Below are 20,590 nucleotides of genomic sequence, written 5' to 3'. Positions count from 1 at the left end.
CACAGGTGGCGACATTCGCTGGCCACCAGTGGCGACCTCACGATGGCCGTTGACAGAAGGACTGCTCCCACTGGGGATGGGCGGGATCGGTCTTCGACCAGCGGTAGCGGACCCGGATCTGGGTGCCTTCCCAGACGTCGTCGCACTCGAACGTGCCGACGGGTCCGTCGAAGCGGCCGACCACCGGCTCGTCGAGCAGGCCGGCGCTGTTCTTCGAGGCCCACCAGATGCGCCACACCTGCTCGTCGGGGTGGAACAGGCGCAGCGTGAGGCCCTCGAAGCCCCGTTCCGGGGCCCGCAGCACGTCGAAGACGCCGGTGCCGTCGAGCAGCACCTGGCAGTCGAGGGTCGCGTCGAACTCGTACCACTCGTCGCAGCCCGCGAGCGCCTTGACCAGCCGCCGCTGGACGGTGTCCCAGGAGCCGGCGAGGAAGTCGAAATCAGTGTTCGTCATGCGGGAGACGCTAGGGGCGTACCCCTGACATGTTCTGTCAGTGCCCGGCGGCAGACTTCCCGACATGCGCGCCGACCGTCTGCTGTCCATCGTCCTGCTGCTGCAGAGCCGCGGCCGGCAGACCGCGCACCAGCTCGCCGCCGAGCTGGAGGTGTCGGTCCGCACCATCTACCGCGACATGCAGGCGCTGGGCACCGCCGGCATCCCCGTCTACGGCGACACGACCGGCTACGGGCTGGTCGACGGCTACCGCACCCAGCTCACCGGGCTGACCGCCGCCGAAGCCCGCGGCCTCGTGTTCGCGGAGCTGCCGGGGGTCGCCGCGGACCTGGGCCTGGCCGAGGCGGTGGCCGCCGCGCAGCTCAAGCTCGCCGCCGCGCTCCCGGACGCGCAGCGCGAGCGCAGCGCCCGCATGCGGCAGCGCTTCCACCTCGACACCCCCGGCTGGTACGAAGACGGCGACAGCTCCGCACACCTCGCCACCCTCGCCGACGCCGTATGGCACCAGCGTGCCCTGGCCGTCACCTACGAGAACTGGACCGGCCGCGCCGAGCACCGGCTGGAGCCGTACGGCCTGGTCCTCAAGGCGGGCAAGTGGTATCTGGTCGCCCGCGCCGCGCGGGGCCTGCGCACCTTCCGGGTCAGCCAGCTCCGCGAACTGACGGTGCTGCCCGACGAGTTCACCTGGCCGGACGGGTTCGATCTGGCGGCGCACTGGCACGAGCACATCACCGACTTCCGTGCCCGGCTGGTGCGGGGCGAGGCGCTGGTGCGCCTGTCCCCCGCCGCGCTGGAGCTGCTGCCGCACCTGATGGGCCGGGCCGTCGCCGAGGCCGCCGCGGCCGGTGAGCGCCAACCCGACGGCTGGATCCTGGCCCGCGTGCCGATCGAGACCGACAGCCACGCCGAGATGCAGTTCCTGCGCCTGGGTGCACAGGTCGAGGTGCTGGAACCGGTCTCGCTGCGCCGGCGCATCGCCGCCACCGTCGAGGAGCTGGCCCGCACGTACGCGGCCACGACCGAACCCCGTTGACGAGTCGGCCGCCAGAACGGTCGGTACAGGTACCAGTGTGGGTCGGCGAGGGAGGTTCACTCCGCCTCGGCCGACGAGCAGAGTGGCTCGACGCCGATCTTCCGGATGAACGCGGTGATCGGGTTTTGTCCGACCCCGACACTACGGTCTGCGGCCATGCGTTCCGATTCGACCACCCAGTTCGTCACCGCGGTCAAGCTCCGAGAACTGCGGGCACAGCACAGCCGGCTGCGCGAGGCCTACGACCGGCTCACCCTCCAGGCCGAGGCCGCGACCGATCCCCACCAGCGGCTACGACACCTCTATCGCGGGTTGGCCGACCTCACCTACGCGGGCGGAAAGGTCCATCCCGAACTGGCCGATCTCGGCGTTCTGGCCAACGACACCCTTCCCGGTCAGGGCATCTCCGCCGACCTGGTCGAGCGCTGGTCCCGTCGGCTGGCCGACGAGCTGACCGCGGGACGCCTGCGTTCGGAGTTCGTCTACCGGTTCGGAGTCCTCCTCGAGCAGTGGGCGACCAGTGGCCACAGCCTTCAGCGGACACCACCCCCGCGACAGCTGCATGAACTGCGTGAGCATGTTCTGACGCCACCCCGTCCGAACGACCATCGTGGCCTGATCGAGAACCTGCTCGCCGGGGTCTCCGAGGCCGGCCCGGCAAAGGATCGTTTCGTGGCGACCCGCGAGGATTCGCTGCAGGAGGCCCTCAGCCTCATCCACAACGACCAGTATCAACCCGCTCGGCTGCGGGCCGAGGCGCGCCGCCTGATCCAGGACCACACGCTCTCCGCGGAACTCGCCGACGTCCTCACCCTGCTGGGAACCGGCCCCGACGCCCTGCAGTGGCCGGCTGGCGGCGTGGTCACCCGGGCCGTGTGGACCAGGAACAAGTGGCGGCTCTACACCGATCAGGATCTTGCCACCACCTGTCTGCTCGACGTGCTCGCCCGCAGCTGGGAGCAGGAACTGTCCGAGGTTTTCGGCGACTGGCGACAGAGACAGGCGGCGGACCACCGGTCGGAGCTCCTGTGGGCGCGCAACGCCCCCAAGTCCGTCACCGACGGCGAGCAGCAGTTCGCGGTGTCCGCGGGCCGGCAATCGGACCCGGAAACGATTCCCTGGATCGCGGATCTCGGCACCGCACGGGACCCTCAGGCGCGCGCCGGCTTCGAGTTCATCCACGACGATCCCTACCGGAAATCGGTCCTGGCCCAGCGACGCGCCCACCTGGACAAACTCCACGAGGTCACCGCGGTCGACCCGTACGAGCAGGACAGCGACATGTTCTTCCCGGTGGTGGCACTGGTGAACGCCGAGATCAAGCTGGCGCGGGCCGCTTTCCCCGACCGACCGCTCTGCGTCGTGAAACTGGATCTGCGTGACTACTACTCCAGCATCCCCCACGACCTGGTATTGACCATCCTGGCCGGCCTCGGGATCCGCCGGCCGGAACTGGATCTGGTTGCCGGGTTCCTGGCCATGCCCCTGGCGGCGACCGACGGCTCCGGCTCCACCGGCGACCTCGGTGAGACCCGGTCCGCCACCCGCGGCGTGCCCATGGGCTACCGGCTCTCGGCGCTGCTGGCCGAGCTGATCGGACGCTGTATGGAGACCTATGTTCAGCAGCGCGCCGCGGTCCGCGTCATTCGGGTGGTCGACGACATCTGTCTGCTCACCCCGGATCCTGATGCCGCCGTCGCCGCCCGGGAACACGTGACCGCGTTCTTCCGGACCTGCGGGCTGACGCTCAACGACGACAAGTTCGGAGCGGTCTGCATCGGCGGCGAACTCCCGGCGGCCATGGCGGGGCCGCTGCCCCGGTGGGGCATGCTCACCCTCGACCAGCGGGGAGCGTGGTCGGTGCACGAAGCTGGCTTCGAGCAGCACCTGGCGCAGAGCCGCAGCAGCGTCATGGCGGCCGAGGCGGTGCTGTCGAAGGTCGACATCATCAACGCCGACCTGACCCATCTGGCCCGAGGCATCGCGCTGGGAGCCGATCTGGGTGACGACCACCGCGCCGAGGCCAACGCCGCCCTGGTTCGGTTCGTCGACGACTACGCCGGCCCCGGCCAGGGGATCGCCGACGCCCTGTGCAAGGACGTCATCGCCCTGGTCGGCACCCGCACCGGCGCCGACCGGCAGACCCCACCGCAGGCGATCCCGGAGGCCTGGCTGTACTGGCCGGTCACCGCCGGTGGGCTGGGACTGCGCAACCCGTACATCATGGCCGGGCAGTTCGCCGAGGCGGTTCGCCGCCGCGATCGAGTCGCCGTGCCGCAGGGCCCCGCCGAGGCGGGCTGGAACACCCACGACAACGACTGGGCCCGCTACTACCGGCAGTTGCTGAAGCCGCTGGACCCGGCCGCCCCCACAGACACGGCCGCCACCGAGAGCCTGACCCGGGATTTCATCGCCCGGGGAACCACCATTTCTCAAGGCGCCCAGCTCAGGCTGACCCCGTATTGGCGCTGGATCCTGTCGATCTACGGCCCCGAGATCCGGGAGCGGTTCGGAACATTCCGGTTCCTGAACACCGAACTGGTGCCACTGCAACTGTTGGGCGCCCGCCGCACCGACAGCCACGGCACCAACGACAGCCGCGGCACCAACGACGACCCCTGGGCCACAGCAGACAAGGACAACCCCCCGTTCTGAGGCCCCGCCCGTGGCCAGTGGCGTCCCACGCCATCGACTGACCGCGCCGGTGGGCGGGCCGAGAGGCCCGCCCACCGACAACGCCGACGGCACAGACGATGACTGCCATGACCTGCGCCCACGAACCGGGACTCGCGACCCGCGATCCGGCTATAATCGCGGCGGCTGTCAGGAAGCCACCGGTCCGCGGGAATGGGCACAGCCCACCTGGCGTGTGCGTCACGTTTCACGAGCGCTCTCCTTTCGACCTGACCAAGCGGACATCAGGCAGACGAGAGGAGGCCATGGTGCCGATCCTGGACATGCCCGACCGTCCGCACCTCGAAAGCTTTCGTCGGCAGGCCCGTGCCCTGCAGCGGGCCGTTCGGGCCGGCGACGCCGATGCCGTCGCGCGGCTGGCCCGCCACCATCCGGGTGGCGCGCCCGACGCCGGCGGCTTGCAGCTCAGCGCGGCACAATTCGTCGTAGCCCGCGAATACGGGTTCTCCAGCTGGCCTCGGCTCGCGCGATACCTGCAAACCGTGGCCGATCACGTCTGGGACACCGCGCTCGGTGCGGCACCGGCGAGCGACCCGGCGGAGGAGTTCTGCCGGCTCGCCTGCCTGACGTACAGCCGCGAGGACCGGCCGGAGCGATGGGCGCAGGCCCGGCAGCTGCTGGTTCAGCATCCCGAGCTGACCGCGGGCGACATCTGGGCCGCCGCCGCGGCTGCCCGCCCGGACCACGTCGACCGGCTGCTCACCGAGCAGCCGAGGCGGGTGGTCGAGCGGGGCGGCCCGTTCCGGTGGCGTCCGCTGTACTACCTCGTCTACTCGCGATTCGACCCAGCCGTGCCAGCCGAGCGTGTGCTGGCAGTCGCCCGACGGCTGCTCGACGCCGGCGCCGACCCCGACGAGGGCTACCTCTTCGACGCCCTACCGTCACCCTTCACCTTGCTGACGGGGGTGTTCGGCCATGGCGAGCTGGGCCGGCGGCGCCAGCCCCGCCACCCGCATTGGCGGACGTTGGGCCGGCTGCTGCTCGACGCGGGTGCCGACCCCAACGATGCGCAGACCCTGTACAACCGGATGTTCGAGCCCGACGACTCGCACCTGGAGCTGCTGTTCGAGTACGGGCTCGGCACCGGCGACGGCGGCCGGTGGAAGAAACGGATCCCGGACCTGGCCACGCCCGCGCAGATGCTGCGCGTCCAGCTGCGCTGGGCGGTCGAGCACCACCAGCCCGCCCGGGTGCGGCTGCTGGTCGAGCATGGCGTCGACTTCCGCTCGCCGTTCGAGGGGGACGGACCCTCGTGGAGTCCCGGCGACGGCCGGACGCCGGTCGAGCTGGCCCAGGTCTACGGCCACACCGAGATCGCCGACTACCTCCTCGCGCAGGGCGCGTCGCTCGGCCCCGACCCGGTACGCGAGCTGATCGCCGCGGCGTTCCGCGCCGACCGGTCCACCCTGGACCGGGTCCGCGCCGCGTATCCCGACGCCGTGGCCCAAGCCCGTCGCAGCCGCCCAGGGCTCATCGTCTGGGCCGCGGCCCAGGCGCCCGTCGAGACGGTCACGTTGCTCGCTGAGCTCGGCTTCGACGTCAACGCCTACGGGCGCGGCGACGCCCCGGTCGAAGAGGCCTGGGAGACGGCCCTGCACCACAGCGCGGTGAACGGGAACGTCGAGCTCACCCGCCGGCTGCTGGACCTGGGTGCCGACCCCGACCTCCGCGACCGGCGCTTCGACGCGACTCCGCTCGACTGGGCCAGGCACTTCGACCGACAGTCGACCGCCGCGCTGCTCGAACCTGTCACGGCACCCCCACCGAACGGCGTATGAGTGCGGCCGGGGATGACGGTCGCCCGGCGTCTTCTCGTGTGGCCCGCCCGCACTGCGGCACCGGAGTCGAGCGGGCCTCGGATCTCGGCGTTACGATGGCCGCCAACCACCGCGACGCGTACAGCACGGGTCGGCCGTGCTCGCCGAGCCGGAGGCAAACCAGTTCTGCGTGCTGCGCTCGCAGGCGAACGGGGGTTCTGACCATGCGCCTGACCAAGTACGGCCACGCCTGTGTACGCATCGACGACGGCGACCGCGCCCTGGTGATCGACCCGGGCGTCTACTCGGAGCCGGTGTCGTTCGACGGCGTCGCCGCAGTGCTCGTCACCCACGAGCACGCCGACCACGTCGACCTCGACCTGCTCCGGGCGGCCCGCGAGGGCAACCCGGAGCTGACCGTGCACACCCATCCCGGGCTGGCGGCTGAGCTGGGCGACGGTGTCCAGGCGGTCTCGCCCGGGGAGGTCTTCACCGCGGCCGGGTTCACGGTCCGGGCGGTCGGCGGCGAGCACGCCGAGATCATCGACGGCCTGCCCGGCTGCGCCAACGTCGGCTTCGTCGTCGACGGCGTCTACCACCCCGGCGACTCGCTGTTCGTGCCATCCGAGCCGGTCGAGACGCTGCTGATCCCGGCGGCCGGCCCGTGGCTGAAGATCGGCGACGCGATCCGGTTCGCCCGCGCGGTGCGGCCGCGCCGTACGTTCCCGATCCACGACGGTGTGCTCAACGAGCTCGGGCTGCGGCAGTTCGATGCCTGGCTGGGCGGCGAGGAGCGGATCGGCTACACCCGCATCCCGCTGGGCGACACCGTGGTCGTGTAGCCGGTTCAATCCGGCAGCATCGGCATGACCAGGCCGGTGTCGGTGCCCAGCAGCGTGCCGCGTTGCAGGGAGGTCGCGCCGAAGCGGCGGCGCACCGCGTCGACGGCGGTGTCCAGCGCGTCGCGCGGCAGGTCGTCGAAGGGCAGTTCGGGCTGGATGTGGCCGGTGCGGTCCAGGTTGCCGACCGACACGCCGATCAGTGTCAGACCGCGCTCGGCGACCAGCGGCGCAGCGGTCGTGAGCAGGGCTCGGGCGGTGTCGAGCACCGCCTGGGTCTGCGACGTCGCCTTCGGCATGGTCGACGAGCGGGTCGCCCGGGTGTAGTCGGCGAACCGCAGCCGCAACACGACGGTGCGGCCGGGACGTTGCGCGCTGCGCATGCGCCGGGTGACCCGCTCGACGAGCCCGGCCAGCGCGGCCTCCAGGAAATCGACCGTGTGCGGGCCGCTGCCGAGGGCACGCTGGGCTCCCATCGAAGCGCGGCGGCGACCGGTGACGACCGGCCGCGGGTCGCGGTTGTGGGCCAGGGCGTGCAGGTGGCGGCCCGCGCCCTGGCCGAGCATCGACACCAGCGCGGCCTCACCGAGCCGGGCGACCTGCCCGACGGTGCGGATACCGCGCTGGTGCAGTTTCGCGGAGGTGACCGCGCCGACGCCCCACAGCACCTCGACCGGCAGCCGGTGCAGGAAGGCCAGCTCGTCCGCGGGCTCGACGGCGAGCAGCCCGTCCGGTTTCGCGACCGGCCGGCGACCTTGGCAAGAAATTGGTGCGGGCCACGCCCACGGTGATCGGCAGGCCGACCCGGTCGAGCACGTCGCGGCGCAGCCGGGCCGCGATCGCCCCACGGGCATGCCGGCGATCCGGTGCAGCCCGGCGACGTCGAGGAACGCCTCGTCGATGGAGAGCGGCTCGCCGATGGGCGTGGTGTCGCCGAAGACCTCGAACACCGCCCGGCTGGCCTCGGTGTACGCCGCCATGCGGGGCGGGACGACGATCGCCTTCGGGCACCGGGCGAGCGCGGCCCGCACGCTCATCGCGGTACGCACGCCGTACGCCTTGGCCTCGTAACTGGCGGCCAGCACCACACCGGCGCCGACGATGACCGGTCGGCCTCGCAGTCGGGGCTCGTCCCGCTGCTCCACCGAGGCGTAGAACGGGTCGAGATCCGTGTGACTCCCACACTTAGTTGGCCACCGCGAACGCGTTATGCATGACTTGGGTGGTGTTTGCCCAGGGCTAGTTGGCCAGTTTTCCCAGGGTTAGTTGGCCACCGCCGCCGGGTAGCCCTGAAGGCTGCCGGGCGGCGGTGGTCCATGCGGCGCTTTCACTCAGCCAATGCAGCCGGGGACGCTGTTCGGAGGGGCGCAGTTGTTCGGCGTGTTGCGCTTGACCGTGGTGTTGTCCAGCGTGACCGTGCCGGATGCTTCGAAGATGCCGCCGCCGTCCCCCGCGTTGTTGCCGATGACAGTGCTCCGTTTCAGGGTCGTCGAGCCCACGTCGGTGAAGACGCCGCCGCCCTGGGCGGTACCGCCTCGTGGGGCGGTGGCGGTGTTCTTGCTGATGTGCGACTGCTCGATCGTCAGAGTGCCGCCGGATGGGTTGGCGGTGCCGCCTCCCAGGGCGGTGCCGCCGGGGGCGCTGGCGGTGTTGCCGTACACCGTGCTGCTGATCAGCGTGACCTGGCCGGCGGGGCCGAGGGTGAGCCCGCCGCCGTGGACGGTGCCACCATCGGGGGCGGTGGCGTGGTTGTCGATGATGCGGGTGCGGGTCAGGGTCATCGTGCGGTTGGTCGTGGTTCCGCCACCGGTGGCGAGGCCGCCCGGGGCGCTGGCGGTGTTGTTGCGGATGACGGTGTCGATCACGGTCATCACGGCTGGCGGTGGGGCGTTGTTTACCAGAGCGCCGCGCGCGGTGCCGCCTGGGGCGCTGGCCTGGTTGTGACTGATGACGGTGTTTTTGATCAAGGTGTTGGCGAAAGCGGCGAGGCCAGGGGCCTCCGCGAGGCTGCCGGTGTCCGCGGTTGCGCGAACGGTGTTGTGGTGCACGCGACTGTGGTCGACTGTCAGTGGGCCGTCGTTGACGATCCCGCCGCCTGTGACAGCGAACGGGGTGCCGGTGCCGGTGTATTCGGCGGTGTTGCCGCTGACTTCGGTGTCGTACACGGTCCCCGTGCCGCTGTTGTCGATGCCGCCGCCCTGGGCGAAGATATCGGACGTCGAGGTGTTGTTGATCACCCGGCTGTGGTTCACCGTCATCCTGCCGTTGTTGAGGATGCCGCCACCGCAGGTCCCTTCCCCGGGGAAGAGGGGGCAGTCCAATGTCGTCGCCCTGCCGCCGCTGATGGTGGTCTTGTTGAGCGTCAGGGTGCCTGTGCTGTCCACGAAGAGAATGCGGAACGCGGGGGCTGACGAGTCGCGTGTGATCGTCGCGTCGCGGCCTTCGATGGTGATGTCGCTGGTGATGATCGGCAGACCGTTGGGGGCGTTGCCTTCGTCCGGTGCTGTCAGCTTGTAGGTGCACCTGCGGGCCAGGTGGAGGGTATCGGCCCCTGGTGAGCTGTTGGCCTTCCTGATGGCCTCGATCAGGGCCTGAGCCGAACACGGCACGCTGTAGTTCACGTGATCGCCGCGGCCGCGGTCGTCGCCCTCAGCGCCTGTCACCCGGTCGCCCCCGAGTCCTCCATTTCCGGCGTGGCCGCAGAGAAGGTCGTTGACACCCGCAGTGCCGCCGAGCGTGTCCGAGCTGGTGTTCGTCACCGGAGAACATGGCGATTTGTGCTCGGGCCTGTAGCCAGCGCTGGCTGGCCCGGCGACGGTGAGTCCTGCGGCGGTGGTGAGCGCCAACATTGACATCCACGCCGCCCTACCCCGGCGGTCTCGGATGAGTGCTGCCGTCCATCTTCCTTGGCGCATGCTTTCCTCCGTGTCACTCAGCCACCTGCTGCGCAAGTGGTGACAGTTACGTCCGCGCCGCTGAATTTACGCAGGATTCGGGAGCACTAGTCCTAAATAAACCATCGTGAGCGAATTTATAGATTTGGGCTGAAGCGTAGGCCGGGAGCTCGGCTACCGGCTGGCTTTGTGGCTGGCCGAGTTGCGTTCCGGCACGCTTTGGCATATCTGATCGACGTATGCAGATTTCTCAAGGCCGCTCGACGGCAGCGTTGCCGTCGGCGTCCAGCAGTTTGCTGGATCTGAGTCAGAGCGTGGTGGAGTTGGGCGAGGCCCGCAAGGTGCTCGGCTTGGCTACCAGGGCGTCGATGTCGCCGACCGCGGCGCCGACCCTGAAGCGGACGCGGTGCTCACCGTCGCGGCGATGGAGCAGCTGATCGCGGAGTGGGTGGTGCGGATCTGGCAGACCCGCCGGTTGGGTCAGCACGCCCCGTGCTGGGATCCGGCCGGTGAGCACAGCCCGAACACGTTGTTCGCCGCGGTGATGGCCCAGGGCGGGTTCGCGCTGCAGATCCCCACGGCGGAGCTGTATTACCAGCTGCTGCCCGCCCACCACGTCGCCATCCACGACCGGCGCGGGGTGATGATCCGTGGTCTGTGGTTCGGCGGGCCGGCGCTGGACGACTGCCGCGACGCCGTCGCCGGGACCCGGGACCTGGTCGCGCCGGTAGCCTATGTCCAGACCCCGGTCACCGCGACGCCGAAGAGCGTCTGCGAGGCCATCTTGGACTTCTACGGCGCCGACCACGCCAAGATGACCCTGCGGGCGGTCATCGGATTCCCGCTCCCTCAAGATCTTGGTCGGTCTTTGAAGGATCAATCCGGTGGCCGTCTATCTTGTTACGCCCGAGTCCAAGACCCGACCGTTCCTACACCACGTCCGTGGACGTGACCAGTCGACAACGCGTGGGGCCTGAGCAGCAGAAGGCCCGGCAAGCACCATGCCCTACTCAAACAAGCCTGCGACAGCCTCGCCGAACGCCTGACCACGAAGATCGACGCCCGACGACCAAGCGTGGAGCGAACCAGCTCCCCGGGTGGGGGCGAACACCAGCAGACGCGTGGTGCGGTCCCGCACTGACTATCGGAAGGCATGAACCCGTGTCAGCGCCCGCGCGGACCGGCGGGCCGACACTCCGCGCCAATCCTCGGCCGGAGATCGCCGCCTCCCTACGCTGAGCTGGCCGCATTCATGGCGATCGGTAACCATCAACGGGGGTTGCAGCAGTGGTCGAACAACATCCACAACGCGCGAGTCGCACATTCACCACCCGATCCGGACTGGGCGCTGCCGTGCTGGCGGCCGCACTGGCCGCCGGGTTGCCCGCACAATCGGCACACGCCGCAGCCGGCGTCGTGCCATGCTCGGTGCCTGCGCTCATCGCGGCGATCAACACGGCCAATACCACGCCAGGGGCCGACACCCTCACCCTGACCCGGCGCTGCACCTACGCACTCGTCGCCGCGGACAACCCCGGCAACGGCCTGCCGATCATCACCGGCCAGATCACCATCAACGGCAACGGCGCAACGATCACCCGGCGGACATACGCCCCGAACTTCCGCATCCTGCACGTCGGCGACACCGGCACCCTGGTGCTCAACAACCTGACCGTCAGCCACGGCTCCGCGAGCGACTGCCCAATCGTGCTGCCCACCGAGGGGTTGTGCGGTGGCGGCATCCTCAACCTCGGCACCCTGACCGTCAACCGCAGCCGCGTCATCGACAACAGCGTCATCGGCGGCCCCGACTTCTTCGCCGCAGGCGGCGGCATCGAAAACATCGGCACCGCCACCGTCACCCACAGCGAGATCCACGGCAACAAGGCCCGCTACACCGGCAGCGCGCCCGAGGCCGCGGCGACCGGCGGCGGCATCGACACGGCCGGCCCGCTGACCATCGAACACAGCCGGCTGACCGGCAACCTGGTCAGCGTCACGGCCGGCATCGGCGGGTTCGCCTTCGGCACCGCTGTGGCCGGCTTCGCTCCCGTCACCATCTGGCACAGCGTCGTCGCTGACAACGACGCAACCGCGCCCGGCGGCACCGCGCGCGGCGCGGTGACCGGCCTGGGCGGCCTGGACATCAGCAACACGAAGATCATCAGAAACACGTCCAGCGCTCCCGGCGGCACCGCCACCGCAGGAGGCGTCGCCGCCAGCGGCACCGTCACCATCGCCCGCACCACGGTCGCCGGCAACACCGCTCAGGCTCCCGGCGGCAGCGTCTTCGGCGGCGGCGTGCGCATCGTGCCCGGGTCCACCTTCACCATCACCAGCAGCAACATCACCGGCAACGTCGCCAGCGCCACCGGCGGCACGGCACAGGGCGGCGGGTTGAACAACCTGGGCACCGTGAACCTGAGCCGCACCACCATCGCCGGCAACCGGACTACCGGCGCCACCGCTCAGGGCGGCGGGCTGTTCAACGCCGCCACCGCGACTGCCACGTTGACGAACTCGCCGGTCACGCGCAACAGGGCGGCCGGAACGACGACCTCGGCGGGCGGCGGCATCTTCAACGACGGCGGCACGGTCACACTTAACGCCAGCCCGGTAGTCGCCAACGCGCCCGACAACTGCAGCCCGCCCGCCAGCATCACGGGATGCAGCGGCTGACAGCGCCCTCTGCGCCGGGCCGGCTTCTCGGCCCGGCGCAGAGCGCATCGCGACCACCCGGAAAAGACCTGCTCAACTGCTATGGCCAGCTAACCGTGGGAAAACTGGCCAAATAGCCGTGGGAATGGCCATCTAAGTCTGGGAGTCACAATCCGCGTGCAGGATCGTCGCCAAGCCGGTCATGCCCGCATCTTAGTACACCTGTACGAGAGTGGCAGCCGTGCGTGCCGTCGTCATCATCGGACGTGCCGGGCGTACGTATCTTGAGGCCGCTTTCGCGCGGTTGCCCGGCAACTCGGGCGATCTTCGACTACCGCGCGGACCAGGATCAGGGGGTGCGGCCGATGAAGGCGAGCAGGCGCGTCTGCGGGTCGGCGTCGTCGGGGACCTCGACCTTCGGGCCGTAGTGTCCGCTGGTGCGCAGCATGGCGTCCATCGGCAGCATCCCCTCCAGCAGCACGGCGCACCGCTCGGCGTCCAGCCGCTCGTCCTGCCCGGTGGCCCGGGCCAGGTCCCACGTGTGCAGGAAGACGTCGGTGGTGTAGAACATCGAGACCGCCTGGTCCAGGGGCAGCACGCCGATGTTCGGGTTGGTGAGGACCTTGTCCGCCGTGGCGGGGTCGTCGAGCAGGGCCTGCACCGCGTCGCTGTGGACGGTCCAGGCGGCGACCGGGTCCTGTGCGACCGGCGGGCCCTTCGGCAGCTCGATCCCCGTGCCCGCCCGGAGGAAGCCCGGAAACCACTCGACCAGGTGACCCACCACGTCACGGGCGAGCCAGCCGGGGCACGGCGCCGGACGATCCCAGTCGCCCGGGGCCACGCCGCGCACGCGTGCGGTGAACTGCTCGGCGGTACTGCGGTGCTCGTCAGCGGGACCGGCCATCACGTCAGCTCCTTCGACTCGGCCCGGACCGACGCGCGAGGCCCGGCTCGCACGCCGATCCGGTCAGACCGTCGAATGCTACTTCCCGGCTCGGACACCGACGGCCAGGCGCGTTACTCCGTTGCCGGGTGTCCCGCCGCTGGCTAGCCTTCGAAAATGATCGACATCCCGGACACGGGGCTGCGGCTGCGGTTCCTCACCGATCCCGGCGAGTTCATGGCCGTCGCCGGTGCGCACCTCGCCGCCGACCCGGTCGTCAACACCGTCGTGGCGACGAACGCCCACCGGAAGCTGTCGCAGCGGGCCGACGGGATCGCACCGCCCGACCGCGACTGGTGGCTCGTCGTGCACGACGACTCCGGCGCTGTGGTCGGGACCGGGATGCGCACCGCGACCAGCGCCCCGTACCCGATGTTCCTGCTGCCGATGCCCGAGGCCGCGGCGGTGGGGCTGGCCCGCGCGCTGGCCGGACGCGGCGAGGAGGTGCTCGCCGTCAACGGAGCCCTGCCGGCCGTCGAGCGGTGCGCCGCCGAACTCGCCCGGCTGGTCGACGGCCGGGTCGCGGTCCGCCACCACACCAGGCTGTACGAACTCGGCGACCTGGTCCCGCCGAAGCCGGTGCCCGGCAGGCTGGCTCCCGCCCGCGAGGACGATCTGGACCTGGTCGCCGAGTGGTTCGAGGCGTTCATGGGCGACGCCGACGAGCAGGCGGGCCGCGCCCGCGGTGCCAGCTCGCACGAAGCGCCTGAGCGGCACGAGCTGCTGCGCCGGTTGCGCGACGGAGACCTGTGGTTCTGGCTGGACGCCGCCGGCGAGCCGGTGCACCTGACCGGGGCGAATCCGCCGTCGTTCGGGGTGGCCCGGATCGGTCCCGTGTACACGCCGCCGGAGCAGCGCGGCCGTGGCTGGGCCGGCAACGCCGTCGCCGAGGTCTCCCGGCGCGTCCAGGCCGCGGGCGGGCGGGCGTGCCTGTACACCGACCAGGCCAATCCGGCCTCGAACAGCCTCTACACCGCGCTGGGCTACCGACCGGTGGTCGACATGGCCAACCTCGCCGTCATCCGCTGACCTCTGCCGAGCAGAGCGCGTCTCGGCAGGCCGCGTACTCCGCCGAGACGCGGTCACTCCGGCAGCTCGGCCAGCACCAGCCGGAGCGTGTCGGCGGCGTCGGTCTCGGCGTGGACCCGGCCGTCGCGCAAACGGACGACGTACCGGTCGGGGGTCGCCACCGGATCGACCATGGGCAGGTCCTGGCTGTACGGCCACTGTTCCGTCCTGCTGAAACACAGCGTCCAATGGCTGGTGTACGGCCGAAGGACCCGCAGCCGGGGCTCGTGGAACGCCAGTGCGACGAAGGCGCGCAGCCGCACGCCGATCGGATCTTCACGGTGGTTCCCGTACAGCGAGAGCCAGGTCGCCTCGCCGTGGTCGCCCCGTTCGCGCGCCTCGGCGAGGGCCACCGAACCCAGGAACGGCCACGCCGCCGCGGTCTCGCCGGGCCGTGCCCCGTCGAGCCACAGCCGCGCCGCGCCCGCCGCCTCCGCGAGATCCGCGGCGTACCCCGACAACAGGGTCCGACGGCCGTCGCGCAGAAAGAGCCAGAACCTCCGCTGCCAAGGACTCAGCAGCAGGTCCGCGCGCAACTCGCCGGCCGAGACGGTCGCGTTGCGACAAGGGTTCCTACCGTCGCGCAGTTCCGCCCGCAGCGCCAGGCCCTGCCGGTCGAACTCGTCCTGCCACGCGCGGCGTGTATCGCCTGTCGCGACGATGTCCGGATACCAGTCGGCCGCCTCGCCCCACGACTCCCCCGTGTCGGTCATCGCGCCATGATGCACGGCGTCAGGGCGGCGGTGCCACCGTCCACGACCGGAGCTTGTCGGGGTTGCGCACTCCCCAGATCCGGGCGATCCGGCCGTCGGCGACGTGGAAGGCCATCACCGTCACCGTGACGCCGTTGCTCTGGGCCACCAGGCCGGGCAGGCCGTTGACCGTGCGCTCCAGGATCGCCAGTCCGGGGATCCAGCCCGCGATCTCGACGGCGTAGCGGGCGACCTGCTCCGCCCCTTCGACCGGCCGGACCACCGTGCTGATCCGGCCGCCGCCGTCGGCGACCGCCGTGACCGCGGGGTCGAGCAGGGCGATCAGGGCTTGGATGTCCTTACTCTCCCAGGCCTGCTTGAACTCCCTGACCAGGGCGGCGTGCTCGCCGGCCGGAGCCGCCGAGGCCCGCGACGCGCGGACCCGGGCGCGTGCGGAGGAGGCGAGCTTGCGGCAGGCCGCCGGCGTACGGCCGACGATCTCGGCGACTTCGGCGAAGGAGTGGCAGAACACGTCGTGCAGGATGAACGCGACCCGCTCCGCCGGGGTCATCGATTCGAGCACGACGAGGAAGGCCATGCTGACCGACTCGTCGAGGGTGACCCGGTCGGCTGGGTCACCGGTGATCCCGCGGCCGGGCAGCGGTTCAGGGATCCACTCGCCGACGTAACGCTCCCGCCGGGCCCGTGCGGAACCGAGCACGTCCAGGCAGATCCGGCCCGCGACCTTAGTCAGCCACGCCCCGGGCACCTCGACGGCTTGCCGCTGCTCGTCGGACAGGGCATACCAGCGGGCGTACGTCTCCTGAACCGCGTCCTCGGCTTCGGCAAGCGAGCCGAGCAGCCGATACGCCAGATTGATCAGCTGACGGCGCTCGGCCATGACCGCGTCCAGACCCGCGTCGGGTGCGCCTGCCGGCTCCGGCCGATCGCCCATGTCCCGTCGCCTCCCTTGATCACGTCCACTCTGGCCGGTATGGCACCGCGCCGCATCGGATTGTGAGGTCCGGCACGTCACCTCACATCCACCAGCGCTGCGTCGTCGGGTCGGTGAGACACCATCCAGCATCCGCGAAGGGCTCGGCAAGCGGGCCACGGCGGATGCGATCGAATTCGAGGAGAGAACCGATGCGAAAGGCGTTCGCCGCACTGGCCGCCCTGCTCCTGCTGGTCGTCGTGGCGGAGTTCTACTTCGCCGCGAGCGGCGCGGCCGACCCCGACGGCTCGTCCTACCGGCCCCACCACGTGCTGGGCTACGTGATCTTCCTGCTGCCGCTGGTGATGGCGGCCGTCGGCGCGCTGGGCCGGCTGCCGGGACGGCTCATCGGCCTGGCCGCCCTGGTCGCCGGGCTGACCGCGGTCCAGGTGGTGATCGCGAAGCTCGCCCGCGCGCTCGGCGACACGGCCGGCCCGCTGGTCTTCGGACTGCACGCGGTCAACGGCCTGGCCATGGTCGCGGTGGTCGGGTTGCTCGCCCGGCAGGCCTGGGTACTGACGAAGGCCGCGTGACCGCGCGTCGAGACCTGCGGTCCGCCAGGGCTCCCGGCGGGTCGGGGCACGCCGTCGGCCAGACCCGCCAGCAGATCTTTACATACGTAGATCATCAGAATATCTTGCCTTCGTGACCGTCTCTCCTATGCGGATGCGCGAACCCACGTACTACATCCTCGCTTCGCTGCAGGACGAACCGCTGCACGGCTACGCCATCATCAAACGCGCCGACGAGCTGTCGCGCGGACAGGTGCGCCTGGCCACCGGAACGCTGTACGCCGCACTCGACCGGCTGGCCGGCGAGCAGCTCGTGCGGGTCTCCGACGAGCAGATCGTCAACGGCCGAGCCCGCCGTTACTACACGCTCACCGAGGCCGGCCTGGTCGCTCTGCGCGAGGAGGCGGCACGGCTGGCCGACGCGGCCCGGATCGTCACCGAGCGCGGCCCGAAGACCGCGCCGGCCGTACGCCCCGGGGCGGTGCCGGCGTGAGCGCGGAGACGACGCGCCGCTACGAGCGGCTGCTGCGGCTGTACCCGAAGGCATACCGGGACCACCGCGGCGCGGAGATGCTCGGCACGCTCATGGACGCGGCGGAGGCCGGGCAGGGGCGACCTCCGCTGCGCGAGACCGGCGCGCTCGTGCTCGGTGCGCTGCGGGCACGGGTGGGCACAGCAGCGGGCCTGCCGGTCGGGCAGGCCTGGCTGTCGGCGGTACGAGTGGCCGCGCTGCTGCTGCTCGCCTACGGCGCGGCGGTGTCCGTGGCCCGGGGCGGCCGGGTCGTCTTCTCCGACCTGCTGGGCGACGGGCTGCGACTGGAGTCGGAACTCGGGTTCGTCGGCGCGACCGTCCTCGGAGTGCCGGCCCTGCTGCTGGCCGCTCGGGGCCGTTACGGGCGGGCCACCGCGGTCGCCGGGGCGGCGCTGGTCTGCGAGCTGTGGGCGCAGATCGGCCCACAGCTGCACTTCTACGTCACGACGGTCCGCCCGGACAGCCGGAACACCACCGGATGGGCGGAGGCGAGCTGGTACTTCCTGGAGGACCGGCTGGCGGACTACCAGTTCTGGCCGCTGCCGCTGGGCATCGTGCTGATGGTGCCGCTGCTGCGCCGACGGCCCGGCGTGCCCGGGAATCCCCTGTGGTGGCTGCTCGCCGTGCCGCTGTCGGTCGTCCTGCTGCCGACGTCGTTCGACGGCTCCCTCGGCTTGCAGCCGTTCGCCCTGGTGGCCGTCTGCCTGGGCGCGCTGGTGTGGTCGTTCGTCGACGCGCGGGCGGCGCTGGCGGCGGCCGTGCTTCCGCTGCCGATCACCCTCTCGGCGCTGGGCCAGCAGTACCTGCCCAGCCACCAGGGCAACGAGAGCAGGATGATCTGGATCCTGGCCCCAGCCGCCGTCACGGCGATCCTGGTCGCCACCGGTGCGGCATTGGCGCGCAGGCAGGCCCGACTGTGACCGCGCCCCGGCTGCGAGAGGCCCTGGACGCGCTGGTGGTCGCCGGCGCGGTGGGCGCACTCGCCGAGGTCCGCGCCGGCACCGGCTCGTACACGATGGCGAGCGGAGTCTCCGAACGGGGAACCGGCGCACCGGTCGACCCGTCCGGTCATTTCCGGATCGGCAGCGTCACCAAGACGTTCACGGCCGCCGCGGTGCTGCAGCTGGTGGGAGACGGCCGGTTGTCCCTCGACGACACCGTCGAGCGGTGGCTGCCCGGTCTGCTCGGCGACGGCGCGGCGATCACCGTCCGGCAACTGCTCATGCACACGGCGGGGTTGTACAACTACACCGACGCCTGGGCCGTGGACGGCAGGCTGGACGTCGAGGTGGTGCTGTCGCGGCGGAGTCTGCGGATCCGGCCCGAGGACACCGTCGCCCTCGTCGAGCAGCGTGGCGCGCAGTTCCCGCCGGGCTCCGCCGTCGCGTACAACAACACCGGCTACGTGCTGGCGGGCATGATCGTCGAGCAGGCCACCGGCGGCACGTACGCCGAACACGTCGAGCGTCGCATCCTGGAGCCGCTGCGGCTGGCCGGCACCGTCGTCCGGGACGACGACCCGGGCCTGCCCCGGCCGCACGCGCACGGCTACCTGCCCGGCCCGGACGGGCCGGTCGACGTCAGCGTCTTCGACCGTTCCACGGCATGGGCCTCCGGCGGCATCGTCTCGACGGCGCACGACGTCAACCGGTTCTTCGCCGCCCTGCTGCGCGGCGAGCTGCTCGCGCCCGCCGAGCTGGAGCAGATGCTCACCCCGACACCGTGGACGGCACCCGGAACGGACAGCGGCCTCGGTCTCGTCCGGGTCCACCTGCCGGGCGGCCCGGCCGTCTGGGGCAAGCACGGCGGCTTCTTCGGCTTCGACACCTTCTCTTTCCACACCCGGGACGGCGCACGGCAGCTGACGGTCTCGATCACGACCGACACCGGCCGGTCGCCGAGCACCGAGGACGTCCTGCGCCACTTCGGGTTCGTCTTCGGCGGTCAGGGCTGACGGCGGGGCGGCTCGCCCCGCCGGATAGTCCACGGATAACGGGACGACTGCGGCGGGGCGGGTCGCCATAATCGTCGGTCATGACCACTGGCGGCCCCGACACCGACTTCCTGGTGCTGCCCCCGCGCCCCGACAGCACCGCCGAGCTGCTCGCCGCGGCGGCCCGGCGGCGTGGCCTGGCCGTGGAGCAGCTGCCCGGACCGGTGGTGCCGGACCGGCTGCGCCAGAGCGCGGGCGGGCACCTGTACGGCGGACCCGTGTTCGCGGGCACGGTCGCCGCGGACCTCGGCCTTGCACTGCTCGAACCGGACGACGGCTGGCTGACCCGGCTGCCGTACGAGTACACCCGCCGCGACATCACCCTGACCACGCTCGGCGAAGCGCGCTGGTCGCGTACGCCGATGTTCGTCAAGCCGCCGCGAGACAAGCACCTGCCCGCCGCCGTGTACGCCGACGGCTCCCGCCTGCCCGGCGACGAGCGCCTGCCCGCCGACACCCCGGTGCTGGTCAGCGACATCGTGACGTTCCTCGTCGAGTACCGGCTGTTCGTCCTCGACGGGGCCGTGCACGCCGCCAGCCGGTACGCCACCGGCGGCCGCCTCGACCCCGCCCCGCTCGACGCCTGTCGGCACCGCGACGCCGTGCTCGACTTCGCTGAGGACCTGCTCGACGCCCATGCGGACAGCCTGCCCAGCGCCGTCGTCGTGGACGTCGGGCTGGCCAGTGACGCCGACCGCGGCGAGGAGCACTGGGCCGTCGTGGAGGCGAACATGGCCTGGTTCAGCACCGCTTACGCCGCCGACCCCGACCGCGTCCTGGACGTGGTGCTCCGCGCGGCAGGGCCGTGTGGCCGCCTGGCTGCCCGAGACCGGGCGTTCCGCAAGCGCTAGGGTCGGCCGGTGAACGTGTACGACATCGCCGCCGCGCTGCCCACCATTGATGTGCTGCGCGAGCGCTGCACGTCACTCGCCGTGCTGGAGCGCATCATCGACAGCTCGCAACCGTACTACTTCTTCACCCACGCCTGGGGCGACGACGACGCCGCGTTGATGAACAACGGCAGCGGTGACGAGTGGGCTGTCGTGTTCACCTCCGACGGCGTCTTCATCCGCGTGTTCGATCACGAGTCCGACATGTCCCCGTACCGCGATCCAGACCGCGAGCTGTGGCCTGGTTTGCTCGACGGCCTGCCCGAGGTGTTCGGCCCACACGTCGCGGAGCCCGCGTTCGGCGACGAGACGGGGCAGTTCATCGCAACCGCCGTGCTATGGCGGCTGGCCGACGACGATCGATGGCACGCGGGTGAGGGCATCGTCTTCCCGCCTGACGACTCCGTGGACGGCGCCGGCATGCTCGCGATCCTGCTGGACGACATCGTCGACAGGTATGTGGAGTTCGCCGAGGACTACTACGAGATCGAGGTGGACCCGGCCGCCGTCGGGCAGGTGGTCGCGCACCGGCCGCTGACGGACACGCTCGTACGGTCGCTGAACCCGACGACGACCCTCGCCGACCTGCACGACGACGTGGCCGCCATCGGGTATCCGATGACGGCCACGTGACCTG

The 20,590-nt window shown here is 71.0% G+C and carries 18 protein-coding genes and 1 pseudogene; 13 read left to right on the top strand and 6 right to left on the bottom strand.

The features are described from left to right. Nucleotides 1-37 precede the first annotated feature (37 nt). Nucleotides 38-454, bottom strand: coding sequence for a hypothetical protein (locus ACFQO7_RS06490; protein ID WP_376805554.1), 417 nt, complete (start codon nucleotides 452-454; stop codon nucleotides 38-40). Between the two features lie 64 nt (nucleotides 455-518). Between ACFQO7_RS06490 and ACFQO7_RS06485 the strand changes: the two genes are divergently transcribed. The 4 genes from ACFQO7_RS06485 (at nucleotide 519) to ACFQO7_RS06470 (ending at nucleotide 6,780) form a co-directional block, all read left to right on the top strand. After that, a complete protein-coding gene (locus ACFQO7_RS06485; protein WP_376805553.1) occupies nucleotides 519-1,487 on the top strand; it encodes a helix-turn-helix transcriptional regulator in 969 nt (322 codons plus the stop codon). 105 nt (nucleotides 1,488-1,592) lie between these two features. Beyond that, entirely contained in the window at nucleotides 1,593-4,142 is a 2,550-nt protein-coding gene (locus tag ACFQO7_RS06480; RefSeq protein ID WP_376805552.1) for a reverse transcriptase domain-containing protein, read from the top strand. Between the two features lie 287 nt (nucleotides 4,143-4,429). Further along, a complete protein-coding gene (locus ACFQO7_RS06475; RefSeq protein ID WP_376805551.1) occupies nucleotides 4,430-5,959 on the top strand; it encodes an ankyrin repeat domain-containing protein in 1,530 nt (509 codons plus the stop codon). 203 nt (nucleotides 5,960-6,162) lie between these two features. Then, complete coding sequence (locus tag ACFQO7_RS06470; RefSeq protein WP_376805550.1) at nucleotides 6,163-6,780, top strand: MBL fold metallo-hydrolase; 618 nt, start codon at nucleotides 6,163-6,165, stop codon at nucleotides 6,778-6,780. A gap of 5 nt (nucleotides 6,781-6,785) precedes the next feature. Here ACFQO7_RS06470 and dinB read toward each other — a convergent pair. Together dinB and ACFQO7_RS06460 are read right to left on the bottom strand one after the other, a co-directional pair. Then, nucleotides 6,786-7,988, bottom strand: a pseudogene (gene dinB / locus ACFQO7_RS06465) (DNA polymerase IV). Between the two features lie 120 nt (nucleotides 7,989-8,108). Next, a complete protein-coding gene (locus ACFQO7_RS06460; RefSeq protein ID WP_376805549.1) occupies nucleotides 8,109-9,536 on the bottom strand; it encodes a hypothetical protein in 1,428 nt (475 codons plus the stop codon). Nucleotides 9,537-10,095: 559 nt separating this feature from the next. Between ACFQO7_RS06460 and ACFQO7_RS06455 the strand changes: the two genes are divergently transcribed. After that, nucleotides 10,096-10,623: a hypothetical protein gene (locus ACFQO7_RS06455; protein WP_376805548.1), complete on the top strand. Its 528-nt coding sequence runs from the start codon at nucleotides 10,096-10,098 to the stop codon at nucleotides 10,621-10,623. A gap of 476 nt (nucleotides 10,624-11,099) precedes the next feature. Continuing rightward, nucleotides 11,100-12,350 (top strand): right-handed parallel beta-helix repeat-containing protein, encoded by a 1,251-nt coding sequence (locus ACFQO7_RS06450; RefSeq protein WP_376805547.1) that lies wholly within the window; start codon nucleotides 11,100-11,102, stop codon nucleotides 12,348-12,350. A 328-nt stretch (nucleotides 12,351-12,678) separates the two neighbouring features. Here ACFQO7_RS06450 and ACFQO7_RS06445 read toward each other — a convergent pair whose 3' ends face one another. Next, the gene (locus ACFQO7_RS06445) at nucleotides 12,679-13,233 is read right to left on the bottom strand and encodes a TIGR03086 family metal-binding protein (RefSeq protein WP_376805546.1); all 555 of its coding nucleotides are present in this window, start codon (nucleotides 13,231-13,233) and stop codon (nucleotides 12,679-12,681) included. 156 nt (nucleotides 13,234-13,389) lie between these two features. Between ACFQO7_RS06445 and ACFQO7_RS06440 the strand changes: the two genes are divergently transcribed. Then, nucleotides 13,390-14,301, top strand: a complete 912-nt coding sequence (locus ACFQO7_RS06440; protein ID WP_376805545.1) for a GNAT family N-acetyltransferase — start codon at nucleotides 13,390-13,392, stop codon at nucleotides 14,299-14,301. A gap of 53 nt (nucleotides 14,302-14,354) precedes the next feature. On the opposite strand, the gene ACFQO7_RS06435 is transcribed toward ACFQO7_RS06440, so the two are convergent. Beyond that, on the bottom strand, nucleotides 14,355-15,053 hold the full coding sequence (locus tag ACFQO7_RS06435) for a DUF6193 family natural product biosynthesis protein (protein WP_376805544.1): 699 nt from the start codon (nucleotides 15,051-15,053) through the stop codon (nucleotides 14,355-14,357). Between the two features lie 19 nt (nucleotides 15,054-15,072). Further along, nucleotides 15,073-15,987: an RNA polymerase sigma factor SigJ gene (sigJ, locus tag ACFQO7_RS06430; protein ID WP_376805543.1), complete on the bottom strand. Its 915-nt coding sequence runs from the start codon at nucleotides 15,985-15,987 to the stop codon at nucleotides 15,073-15,075. 191 nt (nucleotides 15,988-16,178) lie between these two features. Here sigJ and ACFQO7_RS06425 point away from each other — a divergent pair, with 191 nt between their 5' ends. From ACFQO7_RS06425 to ACFQO7_RS06400, 6 genes are all read left to right on the top strand, one after another. After that, complete coding sequence (locus ACFQO7_RS06425; RefSeq protein WP_376805542.1) at nucleotides 16,179-16,559, top strand: DUF6220 domain-containing protein; 381 nt, start codon at nucleotides 16,179-16,181, stop codon at nucleotides 16,557-16,559. 112 nt (nucleotides 16,560-16,671) lie between these two features. Continuing rightward, complete coding sequence (locus ACFQO7_RS06420; protein ID WP_376805541.1) at nucleotides 16,672-17,031, top strand: PadR family transcriptional regulator; 360 nt, start codon at nucleotides 16,672-16,674, stop codon at nucleotides 17,029-17,031. Beyond that, complete coding sequence (locus ACFQO7_RS06415) at nucleotides 17,028-17,990, top strand: hypothetical protein (protein ID WP_376805540.1); 963 nt, start codon at nucleotides 17,028-17,030, stop codon at nucleotides 17,988-17,990. Before ACFQO7_RS06420 ends, ACFQO7_RS06415 begins: the two co-directional genes overlap by 4 nt. Beyond that, the gene (locus tag ACFQO7_RS06410) at nucleotides 17,987-19,024 is read left to right on the top strand and encodes a serine hydrolase domain-containing protein (RefSeq protein WP_376805539.1); all 1,038 of its coding nucleotides are present in this window, start codon (nucleotides 17,987-17,989) and stop codon (nucleotides 19,022-19,024) included. The genes ACFQO7_RS06415 and ACFQO7_RS06410 overlap by 4 nt, the downstream gene beginning before the upstream one ends. An 80-nt stretch (nucleotides 19,025-19,104) precedes the next feature. After that, entirely contained in the window at nucleotides 19,105-19,914 is an 810-nt protein-coding gene (locus ACFQO7_RS06405) for an ATP-grasp domain-containing protein (protein WP_376805538.1), read from the top strand. A 9-nt stretch (nucleotides 19,915-19,923) separates the two neighbouring features. After that, nucleotides 19,924-20,586 carry a hypothetical protein gene (locus tag ACFQO7_RS06400; protein ID WP_376805537.1) on the top strand — a complete coding sequence of 221 codons (663 nt, stop codon included), beginning with the start codon at nucleotides 19,924-19,926 and terminating at the stop codon, nucleotides 20,584-20,586. Nucleotides 20,587-20,590: the final 4 nt, after the last annotated feature.

The sequence above is a fragment of the Catellatospora aurea genome (assembly GCF_042663325.1).
GTDB lineage: Bacteria > Actinomycetota > Actinomycetes > Mycobacteriales > Micromonosporaceae > Catellatospora > Catellatospora aurea.
This window is presented reverse-complemented; position numbering and strand designations above follow the sequence as displayed.

Coding starts and splice junctions, on each gene's coding strand:
- ACFQO7_RS06490 (WP_376805554.1), bottom strand. CDS start 454: ATGACGAACACTGATTTCGACTTCCTCGCCGGCTCCTGGGACACCGTC.
- ACFQO7_RS06485 (WP_376805553.1), top strand. CDS start 519: ATGCGCGCCGACCGTCTGCTGTCCATCGTCCTGCTGCTGCAGAGCCGC.
- ACFQO7_RS06480 (WP_376805552.1), top strand. CDS start 1,593: ATGAACGCGGTGATCGGGTTTTGTCCGACCCCGACACTACGGTCTGCG.
- ACFQO7_RS06470 (WP_376805550.1), top strand. CDS start 6,163: ATGCGCCTGACCAAGTACGGCCACGCCTGTGTACGCATCGACGACGGC.
- ACFQO7_RS06455 (WP_376805548.1), top strand. CDS start 10,096: ATGGAGCAGCTGATCGCGGAGTGGGTGGTGCGGATCTGGCAGACCCGC.
- ACFQO7_RS06445 (WP_376805546.1), bottom strand. CDS start 13,233: ATGGCCGGTCCCGCTGACGAGCACCGCAGTACCGCCGAGCAGTTCACC.
- ACFQO7_RS06440 (WP_376805545.1), top strand. CDS start 13,390: ATGATCGACATCCCGGACACGGGGCTGCGGCTGCGGTTCCTCACCGAT.
- ACFQO7_RS06435 (WP_376805544.1), bottom strand. CDS start 15,053: ATGACCGACACGGGGGAGTCGTGGGGCGAGGCGGCCGACTGGTATCCG.
- sigJ (WP_376805543.1), bottom strand. CDS start 15,987: ATGGGCGATCGGCCGGAGCCGGCAGGCGCACCCGACGCGGGTCTGGAC.
- ACFQO7_RS06425 (WP_376805542.1), top strand. CDS start 16,179: ATGCGAAAGGCGTTCGCCGCACTGGCCGCCCTGCTCCTGCTGGTCGTC.
- ACFQO7_RS06405 (WP_376805538.1), top strand. CDS start 19,105: ATGACCACTGGCGGCCCCGACACCGACTTCCTGGTGCTGCCCCCGCGC.